Genomic DNA, 12,725 nt, shown 5'->3' with positions numbered 1-12,725 from the left:
CGTGGAGCGCACCGGCTGACACGCACGCGCGTGGAGCGCAGCGGCCCTGCATCACCGGTGCGCTCCACGCGTTGCTCAGGCCGCGTGCCCGCCATCCACCGCGAACTCCGCTCCCGTCACGTAGTCCGCCCCCGCCAGATACGCGACCGTCGCCGCCACCTCGTCGGCAGTCCCGAAACGGCCCACCGCCGTCATCGCCGCCTGGTCGGCCGCAAACGGCCCGTCCGCCGGGTTCATGTCGGTGTCCGTCGGACCGGGATGCACGATGTTCGCCGTGATCCCGCGCGCGCCCAGCTCCCTGGCGAGCGCCTTCGTCAGGCCGATCAGCGCCGACTTGCTCGTCGCGTACAGCGTCCCGCCGGGCCCCGGGACCCGCTGCGTCATGCATGTGCCGATCGTGATGATCCGCCCGCCGGACGGCATCCGCGCGGCCGCCGCCTGCGAGGTCAGGAACACCCCGCGCACGTTGACCGCGAGGACCCGGTCGACATCGGTGAGCGACAGAGCCTCCAGCGGACCCAGCACACCGACGCCCGCGTTGTTCACCAGCACGTCGAGGCCGCCCAGCGCCTCCGCCGTGCGCTCCACCGCCCCGGCCGCCTCGTCCGCGTCCCCGGAGTCCGCCCGCACGGCCATCGCCCGCCGCCCCAGCGCCTCGATCCGCCGTACGACGTCCTCGGCCGCCTCCTTGCCGTTCACATACGTGAGCGCCACGTCCGCGCCCTCCCGGGCGAGCCGCAGTGCCGTCGCCGCGCCGATGCCGCGGCTGCCGCCGGTCACCAGGGCCACCTTGCCGTTCAAGCTTCCGTAAGTGGTTGTCATGGGTCCATCCCAGCGGCCCCGCAACCGCAGTGCTGGCGGCGAACGGACACCGAGATCCAGTCGCCGGAAGTGGCCGGAACTCTTTGCTCCACCTCCCGCGTTCTCCCCACGTGACACTTCAGCAAGAGATCGTCGGCAACGCCATGCAGATGGCGATCGTCAACCTGCGCCCCGGCCAGACCGTGTACTGCGAGGCCGGCAAGTTCCTGTTCAAGACCACGAACGTGACCATGGAGACCCGCCTCTCCGGCCCGTCGAACAACGGCGGCCAGCAGCAGGGCGGAGGCGGCGGCATGGGCGGCATGCTGCGCCAGGCCATGGGCACCGCCATGCAGGTCGGCCAGCGCATGCTCGCGGGCGAGTCGATCGCGTTCCAGTACTTCAGCGCGCAGGGCGGCGAGGGCACCGTCGGCTTCGCCGGCGTGCTCCCCGGCGAGATGCGCGCCCTGGAACTCGACGGCACGCGCGCGTGGTTCGCCGAGAAGGACGCCTTCGTGGCCGCCGAGTCCACCGTCGACTTCGGCATCGCCTTCCAGGGCGGCCGCACCGGCATGAGCGGTGGCGAGGGTTTTGTCCTGGAGAAGTTCACCGGTCACGGCACGGTGATCATCGCGGGTGCCGGCAACTTCATCGACCTCAACCCGGCCGACTTCGGCGGCCGCATCGAGGTCGACACGGGCTGCGTCGTCGCCTTCGAGGAGGGCATCCAGTACGGCGTCCAGCGCGTCGGCGGCCTCAACCGCCAGGGCATGATGAACGCCGTCTTCGGCGGCGAGGGCCTGTCCCTGGCCACCCTGGAGGGCAACGGCCGCGTCATCCTGCAGTCCCTCACCATCGAGAGCCTGGCCAACGCCCTGAAGAAGGCCCAGGGCGGCGACAAGCAGGGCCCGACGGGCGGTCTGTTCTCGACGCACGCCGGATGAGGTGCCGTAGCGCCGACCGATGAGTTGCGGGTGCCGGTGGGGTCTGAGGTGATGACAGCAGACCCCACACCAGGAAGCAGGCACCCATCATGGGCAAGCTCGTCTCCACGATCTTCGTCACGCTCGACGGCGTCTACCAGGCCCCCGGCGGCCCCCAGGAGGACACCCGGGGCGGCTTCGAGCACGGCGGCTGGAGCTTCGTGTTCGGCGACGAGGACTTCGGCCGGTTCGTCAACGAGGTCTTCGAGCGCCCCGCCGCGTTCCTCCTCGGCCGCCGTACGTACGACATCTTCGCCTCGTACTGGCCGAAGGTGACCGACCCCTCCAACACCATCGCCGCCAAGCTGAACGCCCTGCCGAAGTACGTCGCCTCATCGACCCTGACCGACCCCGAGTGGGCCAACACCACGGTGATCAGCGGCGATCTCGCCAAGGAGGTCACCGCCCTCAAGGAGCGCACCGACGGCGAGCTCCAGGTTCACGGCAGCGGCGCCCTCGTCCAGTCGCTGCTGGCACTGGACCTCGTCGACACCCTCCACCTGGTGACGTTCCCGGTGGTCCTCGGCTCCGGCTTCCGCCTCTTCACGGAGGGCGCCGTACCGACCAGGTTCCGGCGCACCGACGGCCGCGTCACCGCCGCCGGAGTCTCCATCCAGACGTACGACCCGGCCGGACGGCCCGACTACGGCTCCTACGAGCTCCCGGAAAACGCCTAGCCGACCACCACACGCGCCGGTACGGTGATCGCTCCACGCGGCAGCCACCGACGTCTCCGCATCCGACGGAGACCGGGAGAGCCGCCCCATGTCGTCGATCGCCCTACCGCGCCCACTCGCGCCCCGCCGCACCTGGCCGACCGACCTGCCCGTCCTGCTCGTGGCGGTCGTGTGGGGCGCGAGCTATCTCGCCGCCAAGGACATCACCACCGCACGCACGGTGCTCGCGGTCCTGGTGCTGCGGTTCGCCGTCGTCCTGCCCGTGCTGACGGCCGTCGGGTGGCGCTCGCTGCGCGCCCTCACCCCCGCCCAGTGGCGCGGCGCCGGCCTGCTTGGGCTGATCCTCGGCGGGATCTTCCTCCTGGAGACGTACGGCGTCGTCCACACCTCGGCGACCAACGCCGGCCTCATCATCAGCCTCACCATGATCTTCACGCCGCTCGCCGAGGCCGCCGTCACCCGCACCCGGCCCCCGCGCGCGTTCCTCGCGGCCGCCGGAGTCTCCGTGCTCGGCGTCCTTCTGCTCACCCAGGGCGGCGGCTTCACCCGCCCCTCCCTCGGCGACCTGCTGATGCTGCTCGCCGCCCTCGCCCGCACGGTGCACGTCCTCGCCATGTCCCGCATCAAGGCCGTGCAGGGCGCCGACGCGCTGCCCCTGACCACCGTCCAACTGGGCGCCGCCGTCGCCGTGTTCGCCGTACTGTCGACCGGCGCCGACACCACACCGTGGGCGACGGCGGCCGGGTTCGGGGCGCGCGAGTGGGCCGGGCTGCTGTTCCTGTCCGCCTTCTGCACGCTGTTCGCCTTCTTCGTGCAGATGTGGGCCGTACGCCGTACGTCCCCCTCCCGCGTCAGCCTGCTGCTCGGCACCGAGCCCCTGTGGGCCGCCGCGGCCGGCATCGCGCTCGGCGGCGAGCGGCTCGGGGCGCTCGGCCTGGTCGGCGGGGCACTGGTGCTTGTGGGGACCGCGTGGGGGCGCAGGGCCGCAAGTTAACTCGCGGAAAACTCATCGGACTTGACGGGAAAATCTCCGGGTTTGACATTGACATGCCACTGTCTACGCGCGTCATCATGGAGTCCATGAGATTCCCCCCACGTGCCACTCGAATCGGCGCCGCAGCCGCGCTCCTGTCCGCCCTCGTAGTGGGCGGCACCGTCTCCGCGACGACTGCGGACGCCGCTGCCACGTCCGTCGGCAGCATCTGCTACGGCGACCTGCCCTCTCAGGCGTACGACACGCTCGACCTGATCGCGCAGGGCGGCCCCTACCCGTACTCGCAGGACGGCACCGTCTTCTCCAACCGTGAAGGCGTCCTGCCCAGCCAGCCGTCCGGCTACTACCACGAGTACACGGTCAAGACTCCTGGTTCGTCTACGCGCGGAGCTCGCCGCATCGTCACCGGCGAGGAGACCCAGGAGGACTACTACACCTCGGACCACTACGCCACGTTCGACCTGATCGACTTCGGCTGCTGAGCGACTTCCCCCGCTCGGCCCGAGGAACGGTGCGACGAGCCGGAAGTCCGGTCCGCGCTCATCCGGACTTCCGGCTCTCCGCGGCGGCGAACAGCGCGAACGCCAGCACCACCAGGGCGACGCTCGCGTAGACCCCGTAGCCGTCGAGGAAGCCGAGCCGTTGCACGAGGCCCACATGCCAGTCGGTGAACTCGTGCAGCAGGCCCAGCACGCCCTGCACCAGGGCGAGAAATCCGAGCAACTCCAGCAACTGCTTCATGCCATGACCCTCGCCCCGCGGACCCCCCACACACATCGGCCGCGGGGCGAGCAGCGCCCGCCGGAAGTCCACCCTCCCGCGGTCCGGGCACGCCGAAAGTCTGCGGCGGTGCGACTTTGGTCGGGGATCGCCGCCGTTCCGGGGTGGCGGCCGGTCTCACTGCGTAGATTTGTCGACCGTGAGCGATGACAAGTCGACGCCGGACGCGGTGGGGATCGTAGGGCGCCGCAGGTGGCTGTTCCCGTCCTCCGTGCTCCACGAGATCGACCCCGACGCGCGGCGGTCCGGGCGGTCGGGGAGACCCCGGCGTACCACGCGTGACTGGATCGTCGATTTCACCTGCTTCGTCCTCGCCGTGGCGATCGGCCTGGCGGCCGCGGACACCCTGAACGACGATCCGCACACGCCGCACGCCCTCGCCGTCCTCGACCAGTTGCTCGGCGCGCTGGCCTGCGGAGCGGTCTGGCTGCGCCGCCGCTGGCCGCTCGGGCTGGCCGTCGCGATGCTCCCCGTCGGGTTCCTGTCGAACACGGCCGGCGGCGCCGGCATGATCGCGATCTTCACGCTCGCCGTGCACCGGCCCTTCCGGTACGTCGCCTGGCTCGGCGGCGTCTCCCTCGCGCTGATCCCGCTGTTCTTCTGGGTGCGCCCCGACCCCGACCTGCCGTACGCGGGAGCGGTCGCCTTCACCGAGCTGCTCAGCCTCACCGTCATCGGCTGGGGCATGTTCGTCCGCTCCAAGCGCCAGCTCATGCTGAGCCTGCGCGACCGTGCCCGGCGCGCCGAGACGGAGGCGCAGCTGCGCGCCGAGCAGGCGCAGCGCCTCGCGCGCGAGGCCATCGCCCGGGAGATGCACGACGTCCTCGCCCACCGGCTGACGCTGCTGAGCGTGCACGCGGGCGCCCTGGAGTTCCGGCCCGACGCGCCCCAGGAGGAGATCGCGCGGGCGGCCGGTGTGATCCGCGAGAGCGCGCACGAGGCCCTGCAGGACCTGCGGGAGATCATCGGCGTGCTGCGCGCGGGCGAGCCCGACGAGGCGGGCCGCCCCCAGCCGACGCTCGCCGCCCTGGACGCGCTGGTCGCCGAGTCCCGCGAGGCCGGCATGAAGGTCACGCTCGTCAGCCGCGTCACCGACCCCGCCGCCGTCCCCGCCTCGGTCGGCCGCACCGCGTACCGCATCGCCCAGGAGGCCCTGACCAACGCCCGCAAGCACGCCCCCGGCACGGAGGTCACGGTCTCCGTCACGGGCGCCCCGGGCGACGGACTCGTCGTCGACGTACGCAATCCCGCCCCCGAGGGCGAGGTGCCGTCCGTCCCCGGCTCCGGACAGGGCCTGATCGGCCTGACGGAACGCGCCACGCTGGCCGGCGGCCGGCTGGAACACGGGGCCGAGGGGGACGGAGGGTTCCGGGTCCGGGCCTGGCTGCCCTGGGCATGACACCCATGCGATGATCTTCGGCGTTTCGCAGAAGCACCGGAGGGGACAGCAGGGTGAGTTTCGGGGGACCCAATCCGTACCAGCAGCCGTGGCCGCCGAACGGGGGCCCGTACCCGCCGCCGCCCCCGCCTCCCGGCACGGGGCCGTACGTCCCGCCGCAGCCGTACGGCTATCCGCAGCCGGGTGCGCAGTTGTACGGCCCCCAGCCCGTTCCGGCGCCGCCACCCTGGGGAGTCGTGCCCGCACCGCAGCAGACCTCCTTCTGGGACGAGCTGCGCGGTCTGCGCGGGGCCGAATGGCCGCCCCTGAGCGTGCTGTTGAGGGGCGGGCGTCCGCGCATCCACGGCTGCACCTGGGCGTTGCTGGTCTTCCCGTGCGCGTGGATCCTCACGGTGCCCCTGCTCGGCGGCTACGCGCTCGTGCGCTCGGCCCGCCACCGGGCGCACGGTCTCTTCCCAGCGCGCGGCCATCGGGGCATCGAGGACCCGGAGGTGAAGCGCGTGCAGCGGATCCGGACCTGGACCGCCTTCGTCATCTCCTTCCTCATCCTGGTCGTGTACGGCGGGTTCGAGGGCGTGAGTGAGGCCGAGGACCAGTACCTGACCCGGCTCGCCCTCACTCCGCCGATGCTGCTGGTGAGCGCGCCCCTGGTGGTCGGGCTGCTGTTCCGGTGGGCGTCGCCGCAGACCAAGGCGCAGATGCGTCCGCGACTGCGCGCCGCCGGGCGGGCGGCTCTCTGGTACGTCGGTGCGGTGACCGCCGTGCCGGTTTTCGTCATCCTCCTCGGGCTGGCCGAACCGGCCGTGGGGAAGCAGGCCGCGCCCTGGGTCGCGCTCGCGATGTTCGTGCCCATGGTCTGGCTGGTGGTCTTCGTGCTGTTCGCCTCCGCCCCCGCCGTCCGCAGCGGCTTCAACGCCGCGCCGATCCACGCGGCCCTGCCTGCCCTGCTCACCGGCGTCCTGGTGTGGGAGTTCGCGGTCGTCGGCGTCGCGACGGGCGGGTTGCCGCCCGGGCCGCCGCTGGTCCAGGTCTGCGCCCTGCTTGGTGGGCCCGCCTCCGTAACTGCCGTGGCCTGGTGGGAGATCCACCGGCTGCGCACGCGCCACGGGGTGTCGCTGCGTGGCTGAGGGATCACCTCCCTCGGGCACAACCGTGATTAGTTAAGGCCATGACTGCGATCAGACTGCTCCTCGTCGACGACGACCCCCTGGTGCGGGCCGGACTGTCCCTGATGATGGGCGGTGCCGACGACATCGAGATCGTCGGCGAGGCCGCCGACGGCAGCGAGGTCGAGGCGCTCGTCGACCGCACCCGTCCGGACGTGGTCCTCATGGACATCCGGATGCCGTCGGTGGACGGGCTCACGGCCACGGAGCGGCTGCGCGGGCGCAAGGACGCCCCGCAGGTCGTCGTCCTGACCACCTTCCACGCCGACGAACAGGTGCTGCGCGCCCTGCGGGCGGGCGCCGCCGGGTTCGTCCTGAAGGACACCGCGCCCGCCGAGATCGTCGACGCCGTGCGGCGGGTCGCGGTGGGCGACCCCGTGCTGTCGCCCACCGTCACCCGGCAGTTGATGGAGCACGCCGTGGGCACCGGCGCCGACACGCGCCGCACACGCGCACGCGAGCGCATCGCCGCCCTCAACGACCGCGAACGCGAGGTCGCCGTCGCGGTCGGCCGCGGCCTCGCCAACGCGGAGATCGCCGCCGCCCTGTTCATGAGCGTCGCCACCGTCAAGACCCACGTCTCCCGCATCCTGGCCAAGCTCGACCTCAACAACCGTGTGCAGATCGCGTTGTTGGCCTACGACGCGGGACTTCTGGACGGATCGGAGCCGGACGGGCACTAGCGGTGCTCGCCATGCGTTCTCCGTGCACCGGGAAAGCACCCGGCGGGGGACGGGGGAGGGCAGGCGGAGCATGACGGAACTGATCGACCTGGGGGAGTTCGGCGACGGGTTCCGCACGGACCCGCATCCCGTCTACGCGCAGCTGCGCGAGCGCGGTCCGGTGCACCGGGTGCGGCTGCCCGGGGTCGACGCGCACCACGAGACCTGGCTGGTCGTCGGATACGAGGAGGCGCGCGCCGCGCTCGCCGACCCGCGCCTGGCCAAGGACGGCAGCAAGATCGGCATGCTGTTCCTCGACGAGGAGCTGATCGGCAAGTACCTGCTGGGCACCGACCCGCCCCAGCACACCCGCCTGCGCGCCCTGGTCTCACGGGCCTTCACCATGCGCCGCGTCGAGGAACTGCGGCCCAGGATCCAGGAGATCACCGACGAGCTCCTCGACGCGATGCTGTCACGCGACCGCGCCGACCTCGTGGACTCGTTCGCCTACCCGCTGCCGATCACCGTGATCTGCGAGCTGCTCGGCGTACCCGAGATGGACCGCGCCGAGTTCCGGAACATGTCCACGGAGGCGGTCGCGCCGACCAGTTCGGAGAGCGAGTACGACGCGTTCGCGCGGCTCGCCGAGTACCTGACCGAGCTGATCGAGGACAAGCGGTGTGCAGGCCCGACCGGCGACCTGCTCAGCGACCTGATCCGCACCACCGCCGAGGACGGCGACCGGCTCTCCCCGGGCGAACTGCGCGGCATGGCCTTCGTGTTGCTCATCGCCGGCCACGAGACGACGGTCAACCTGATCAGCAGCACGGTTCACTCCCTGCTCACCCACCCGGACCAACTCGCCGCCCTGCGCGCCGACTTGAGCCTGGTCGACGGCGCTGTGGAGGAGACACTGCGCTACGAGGGCCCGGTGGAGAACGCCACGTTCAGGTTCGCCGCCGAGACTCTGGAGATCGCCGGCACCAAGATCGTGCGGGGCGACGCGGTGATGATCGGCCTCACCGCCGCCGACCGCGACGCTCTGCGCTACCCCGCCCCGGACCGCTACGACATCCGCCGCGACACCCGCGGCCACCTCGCCTTCGGCCACGGCATCCACTACTGCCTGGGCGCCCCACTGGCCCGCCTCGAAGCCCGTACGGCGATACGAACCCTGCTGGAGCGCGCCCCCGACCTCACCCTCGACGGCCCGCCCGGCGAATGGCTGCCGGGGATGCTGATGCGGGGGGTGCGGAGGCTGCCGGTGCGCTGGTAGCGACGGACCGGTGGCCCTGGGCTCCGAGGGGGATTCACCTGAACGCCGACTCGACCCTCCCGGGGATCTCCACCAGGGCCACCGGTCTGCGCTCCCGCCGGGAGATCTCGCACGCCTCGGCGATCCGCAGCGCCTGCAGGGCCTCGCGGCCGTCGCACGGGTTCGCCCGCCGGCCGAGCACGACCTCGACGAAGGCGGCCAGTTCGGCCTCGTAGGCGGGCCCGAAGCGCTCCAGGAAACCGCTCCAGGGCTTGTCGGCGGCCGGCGGCCCGGTCGGCTCGGTGGACGCGATCGGCGTACGGTCGTCCAGCCCGACGACGATCTGGTCGAGCTCCCCGGCCAGCTCCATGCGCACGTCGTACCCGGCGCCGTTCATCCGCGTCGCCGTGGCCGTCGCGAGCGTGCCGTCGTCCAGCGTCAGCAGCGCCGCGCCCGTGTCGACGTCGCCCGCCTCCCGGAACATCGGGGGCCCGGCGTCCGATCCGGCCGCGTACACGTCGACGATCTCGTGCCCGGTCACCCAGCGCAGGACGTCGAAGTCGTGGATCAGCGTGTCCCGGTACAGCCCGCCGGACAACCGCAGCCACGCGGGCAGGGGTGGAGCCTGGTCGCTCGTCAGCGCCCGCACGGTGTGCAGCCGCCCGAGCCGGCCCGAGCGCACCGCCTCCCGGGCGCCCGTGTAACCGGCGTCGAAGCGCCGCTGGAACCCCATCTGCAGAATCGTCCCGGCGGCTTCGACCTCCGCGATGGCGTTGAGCGTGCCGGGCAGGTCGAGAGCGATGGGCTTCTCGCAGAACACCGGCAGCCCCGAGCGCGCTGCCCGACCGATCAGTTCGGCATGGGCGGCCGTCGCGGTCGTGATCACCACGGCGTCGACGCCCCACTTGAAGATCTCGTCCACTCCCGGCGCCGCCGTCTCCCCGAGGCGGTGCGCGAGCTCCTGCGCCCGCGTCGGATCCGCGTCCGTGAGGATCAGCGACCCCACGTCACGGTTGCGGCTGAGCGTGTTCGCATGAATGGTGCCGATCCGCCCCGTACCGATGACCCCGATGCGCATGGAAACAAAGTGGGGGTTCAGTGTGCACGCTGTCAATGCGTATGTCCGGACAATCGAACTACACAACTTCCCGTCAACAACATGTGGAGCTACGCTCGGCCCGTGCCGAAACCAGAAGTGGATCCGACCCTGTCGCTCGAGCTCAGCGTGGACCGCAGCTCTCCCGTGCCGCTGTACTTCCAGCTGTCGCAGCAGCTCGAGGCGGCCATCGAGCACGGCGCGCTCACGCCCGGCAGCCTGCTGGGCAACGAGATCGAGCTCGCCGGACGACTCGGCCTGTCCCGGCCCACCGTCCGCCAGGCCATCCAGTCGCTCGTCGACAAAGGGCTCCTGGTGCGCCGCCGAGGCGTCGGCACGCAGGTCGTGCACAGTCAGGTCAAGCGCCCACTGGAACTCAGCAGCCTCTACGACGACCTCGAGGCGGCCGGGCAGCGCCCCGCGACCAAGGTGCTGGTCAACACGATCGTCTCGGCGACCGCCGAAGTCGCCGCCGCCCTCAACGTGGCCGAGGACAGCGACGTGCACCGGGTGGAGCGCCTGCGGCTGGCCCACGGCGAGCCGATGGCGTACCTGTGCAATTTCATCCCACCGGGCCTGCTCGACCTGGACACGGCCCAGCTGGAGACGACCGGCCTGTACCGCATGATGCGCGCCGTAGGAATCACCCTCCACAGCGCCCGCCAGACGATCGGTGCCCGCGGAGCCACGGCAGCCGAGGCCGAACGCCTCGCCGAGCCGGAGGGCGCCCCGCTGCTCACCATGCAGCGAGTGACTTTCGACGACACGGGCCGCGCGGTCGAATACGGCACCCACACCTACCGCCCGACCCGCTACTCCTTCGAGTTCCAGCTGCTCGTGCGGTCATGAGCGCGAGGTTCTCATGGTCCTGACCGCTTTGCGTGCTCTCGTGTGAGTTAGTCGCAATGACAGGACAATTCGGCCGACGTGAATTGCACCATGCTCAAGGGGCGCGGGCAGTATCGGTCTGCGGCTCCGCCGCGTGGGCGCGACCAGCCACGTACGACCGTTGGACGGCACACATCGTGTTACCCCTCTTTGCTCCCCCGCTCGGCACTCAGCGTGAGCGTGCGGCACAATCGGGCCTGATGAGCACCTACGGCAACTTCACGGCCCCCATAGGCTCCCGCCGCGCCCCCGCACTGCGAACCGTCGGCACCCGGGAGCGCCGGTCACACCTGACCGCCCCCCGTGTCCCCACCGTCGGGATCGACATCGGCGGCACCAAGGTGATGGCGGGCGTCGTCGACGCCGACGGCAACATCCTGGAGAAGGTCCGCACGGAGACGCCGGACAAGTCCAAGAGCCCCAAGGTCGTCGAGGACACCATCGTCGAACTGGTCCTGGACCTGTCCGACCGCCACGACGTGCACGCGGTCGGCATCGGCGCGGCCGGCTGGGTCGACGCCGACCGCAACCGCGTCCTGTTCGCACCCCACCTCTCCTGGCGCAACGAGCCGCTGCGCGACCGCCTCGCCGGCCGCCTCGCCGTGCCGGTCCTGGTCGACAACGACGCCAACTCCGCCGCCTGGGCCGAGTGGCGCTTCGGCGCGGGCCGCGGCGAGGACCACCTGGTCATGATCACGCTCGGCACCGGCATCGGCGGCGCGATCCTGGAGGACGGCCAGGTCAAGCGCGGCAAGTACGGCGTCGCCGGCGAGTTCGGCCATATGCAGGTGGTCCCCGGCGGGCACCGCTGCCCGTGCGGCAACCGCGGCTGCTGGGAGCAGTACAGCTCCGGCAACGCACTGGTGCGCGAGGCCAAGGAGCTGGCCGCCGCGGACTCCCCGGTGGCGTACGGGATCATCGAGCACGTCAAGGGCAACATCGCCGACATCACCGGCCCGATGATCACCGAGCTGGCCCGCGAGGGCGACGCCATGTGCATCGAGCTGCTGCAGGACATCGGCCAGTGGCTCGGCGTCGGCATCGCGAACCTCGCGGCCGCCCTGGACCCGTCCTGCTTCGTGATCGGCGGCGGCGTCAGCGCGGCCGACGACCTGCTGATCGCCCCCGCGCGCGACGCCTTCAAGCGCCAGCTCACCGGCCGCGGCTACCGTCCCGAGGCCCGTATCGTCCGGGCCCAGCTCGGTCCCGAGGCCGGCATGGTGGGCGCCGCCGACCTGGCCCGTCTGGTCGCCCGCCGCTTCCGCCGCGCCAACCGCCGCCGGGTGGAGCGGCACGAGCGCTACGCGCGATACACGGAGGCCCGCCGCTCGACCCGGGACACCGCATGACGGCCTCGCTGCCGCGCCAGGCCGCGCCCCCTGACGAGCCGTCCCCGCCGGCCGAGGACCGCCGCCACAAGATCCGCCGCAGGGCCCTGACCCTGCTGATCATCGTGCTGCTCATCGGCGTCCCGGCCGGCTATCTGGTGATCTCCGCGAACCAGAGCCGCGACAGCGGCAAGGACAAGGAGGCGAAGTACGCGGCGACCGGCCTGGTCAAGGCCTGGCCGTCGAAGGTCCAGCGCCGCCTCTACCAGGTGCCCATGCCGCACCCGTCCGGCAAGGTCGCCTACTACGAGACGAACAACTGGAAGACCAGCCGTCTCTACGTCCAGTTCCAGACCCCGGTCCGCAACCTCGACGTCTTCCTCCACGACATGGGCGTCACCCGCGCCGACCTCAAGCGGGACGCCATCACCATCAGCGCCCGCGACCAGAAGATCACCGGTTGGAAGTTCACGCGATCCGGCCCCTGGTACGGCCTCGTGCACAAGCAGAAGAACCCGAAGCCGACGCAGGACGTGGTCGTGAACCTGTCCGACCCGCACAACCCGTTCTTCTACGTCGTCTCCCGCGCGGTTCCGTGACGCGACGGGCCCCGGAACGGTCGCCGGGGCCGATTGTCAGACCCCGCCCGTAGAGTCGAAGACGTCTGATCCGACACACGGGCGGGAGGTGACAGGT

General features: G+C 71.4%; 14 protein-coding genes. 11 read left to right on the top strand and 3 right to left on the bottom strand.

Annotation, left to right across the window (positions count from 1 at the left end; genetic code table 11):
- Positions 1–75 precede the first annotated feature (75 nt).
- Positions 76–822 (bottom strand): 3-oxoacyl-ACP reductase family protein, encoded by a 747-nt coding sequence (locus tag ACFY1L_RS06000; protein WP_388818711.1) that lies wholly within the window; start codon positions 820–822, stop codon positions 76–78.
- A 110-nt stretch (positions 823–932) separates the two neighbouring features.
- Between ACFY1L_RS06000 and ACFY1L_RS05995 the strand changes: the two genes are divergently transcribed.
- The 4 genes from ACFY1L_RS05995 (at position 933) to ACFY1L_RS05980 (ending at position 3,937) form a co-directional block, all read left to right on the top strand.
- Positions 933–1,745, top strand: a complete 813-nt coding sequence (locus ACFY1L_RS05995) for an AIM24 family protein (protein WP_388818709.1) — start codon at positions 933–935, stop codon at positions 1,743–1,745.
- Between the two features lie 89 nt (positions 1,746–1,834).
- A complete protein-coding gene (locus tag ACFY1L_RS05990) occupies positions 1,835–2,461 on the top strand; it encodes a dihydrofolate reductase family protein (RefSeq protein ID WP_388818706.1) in 627 nt (208 codons plus the stop codon).
- 88 nt (positions 2,462–2,549) lie between these two features.
- Positions 2,550–3,455, top strand: coding sequence for a DMT family transporter (locus ACFY1L_RS05985; RefSeq protein WP_388818703.1), 906 nt, complete (start codon positions 2,550–2,552; stop codon positions 3,453–3,455).
- An 86-nt stretch (positions 3,456–3,541) separates the two neighbouring features.
- Positions 3,542–3,937 (top strand): ribonuclease domain-containing protein, encoded by a 396-nt coding sequence (locus ACFY1L_RS05980; protein ID WP_388818700.1) that lies wholly within the window; start codon positions 3,542–3,544, stop codon positions 3,935–3,937.
- A gap of 58 nt (positions 3,938–3,995) precedes the next feature.
- Here ACFY1L_RS05980 and ACFY1L_RS05975 read toward each other — a convergent pair whose 3' ends face one another.
- Positions 3,996–4,196: a hypothetical protein gene (locus ACFY1L_RS05975; protein ID WP_361263939.1), complete on the bottom strand. Its 201-nt coding sequence runs from the start codon at positions 4,194–4,196 to the stop codon at positions 3,996–3,998.
- Between the two features lie 169 nt (positions 4,197–4,365).
- Between ACFY1L_RS05975 and ACFY1L_RS05970 the strand changes: the two genes are divergently transcribed.
- The 4 genes from ACFY1L_RS05970 (at position 4,366) to ACFY1L_RS05955 (ending at position 8,738) form a co-directional block, all read left to right on the top strand.
- A complete protein-coding gene (locus ACFY1L_RS05970) occupies positions 4,366–5,634 on the top strand; it encodes a histidine kinase (protein ID WP_388818697.1) in 1,269 nt (422 codons plus the stop codon).
- A gap of 53 nt (positions 5,635–5,687) precedes the next feature.
- Positions 5,688–6,761 carry a hypothetical protein gene (locus tag ACFY1L_RS05965; RefSeq protein WP_388818694.1) on the top strand — a complete coding sequence of 358 codons (1,074 nt, stop codon included), beginning with the start codon at positions 5,688–5,690 and terminating at the stop codon, positions 6,759–6,761.
- A 41-nt stretch (positions 6,762–6,802) separates the two neighbouring features.
- Positions 6,803–7,483, top strand: a complete 681-nt coding sequence (locus ACFY1L_RS05960; RefSeq protein WP_388818692.1) for a response regulator — start codon at positions 6,803–6,805, stop codon at positions 7,481–7,483.
- Positions 7,484–7,553: 70 nt separating this feature from the next.
- The gene (locus ACFY1L_RS05955; protein ID WP_388818690.1) at positions 7,554–8,738 is read left to right on the top strand and encodes a cytochrome P450; all 1,185 of its coding nucleotides are present in this window, start codon (positions 7,554–7,556) and stop codon (positions 8,736–8,738) included.
- A gap of 34 nt (positions 8,739–8,772) precedes the next feature.
- Here the strand turns inward: ACFY1L_RS05955 and ACFY1L_RS05950 are convergent, their stop codons facing one another.
- Entirely contained in the window at positions 8,773–9,795 is a 1,023-nt protein-coding gene (locus ACFY1L_RS05950) for a Gfo/Idh/MocA family oxidoreductase (protein WP_388818687.1), read from the bottom strand.
- Between the two features lie 129 nt (positions 9,796–9,924).
- Here ACFY1L_RS05950 and ACFY1L_RS05945 point away from each other — a divergent pair, with 129 nt between their 5' ends.
- From ACFY1L_RS05945 to ACFY1L_RS05935, 3 genes are all read left to right on the top strand, one after another.
- On the top strand, positions 9,925–10,662 hold the full coding sequence (locus ACFY1L_RS05945; RefSeq protein WP_388819003.1) for a GntR family transcriptional regulator: 738 nt from the start codon (positions 9,925–9,927) through the stop codon (positions 10,660–10,662).
- Positions 10,663–10,901: 239 nt separating this feature from the next.
- Positions 10,902–12,050 (top strand): ROK family glucokinase, encoded by a 1,149-nt coding sequence (locus tag ACFY1L_RS05940; protein WP_388818684.1) that lies wholly within the window; start codon positions 10,902–10,904, stop codon positions 12,048–12,050.
- Entirely contained in the window at positions 12,047–12,628 is a 582-nt protein-coding gene (locus tag ACFY1L_RS05935; protein ID WP_361263922.1) for a sugar kinase, read from the top strand. Before ACFY1L_RS05940 ends, ACFY1L_RS05935 begins: the two co-directional genes overlap by 4 nt.
- Positions 12,629–12,725 lie beyond the last annotated feature (97 nt).

This window comes from Streptomyces sp. NPDC001663 (assembly GCF_042893105.1).
Classification (GTDB): Bacteria; Actinomycetota; Actinomycetes; order Streptomycetales; family Streptomycetaceae; genus Streptomyces.
The sequence above is the reverse complement of the archived record's forward strand: the minus strand, read 5'-3'. Positions and strand labels throughout refer to the sequence as shown.

What these genes read in the sequence shown, in the direction of transcription:
- ACFY1L_RS05940 (WP_388818684.1), top strand. Translation starts at nt 10,902, where the DNA reads ATGAGCACCTACGGCAACTTCACGGCCCCCATAGGCTCCCGCCGCGCC.
- ACFY1L_RS05980 (WP_388818700.1), top strand. Translation starts at nt 3,542, where the DNA reads ATGAGATTCCCCCCACGTGCCACTCGAATCGGCGCCGCAGCCGCGCTC.
- ACFY1L_RS05985 (WP_388818703.1), top strand. Translation starts at nt 2,550, where the DNA reads ATGTCGTCGATCGCCCTACCGCGCCCACTCGCGCCCCGCCGCACCTGG.
- ACFY1L_RS05935 (WP_361263922.1), top strand. Translation starts at nt 12,047, where the DNA reads ATGACGGCCTCGCTGCCGCGCCAGGCCGCGCCCCCTGACGAGCCGTCC.
- ACFY1L_RS05990 (WP_388818706.1), top strand. Translation starts at nt 1,835, where the DNA reads ATGGGCAAGCTCGTCTCCACGATCTTCGTCACGCTCGACGGCGTCTAC.
- ACFY1L_RS05950 (WP_388818687.1), bottom strand. Translation starts at nt 9,795, where the DNA reads ATGCGCATCGGGGTCATCGGTACGGGGCGGATCGGCACCATTCATGCG.
- ACFY1L_RS05955 (WP_388818690.1), top strand. Translation starts at nt 7,554, where the DNA reads ATGACGGAACTGATCGACCTGGGGGAGTTCGGCGACGGGTTCCGCACG.
- ACFY1L_RS06000 (WP_388818711.1), bottom strand. Translation starts at nt 822, where the DNA reads ATGACAACCACTTACGGAAGCTTGAACGGCAAGGTGGCCCTGGTGACC.
- ACFY1L_RS05975 (WP_361263939.1), bottom strand. Translation starts at nt 4,196, where the DNA reads ATGAAGCAGTTGCTGGAGTTGCTCGGATTTCTCGCCCTGGTGCAGGGC.
- ACFY1L_RS05960 (WP_388818692.1), top strand. Translation starts at nt 6,803, where the DNA reads ATGACTGCGATCAGACTGCTCCTCGTCGACGACGACCCCCTGGTGCGG.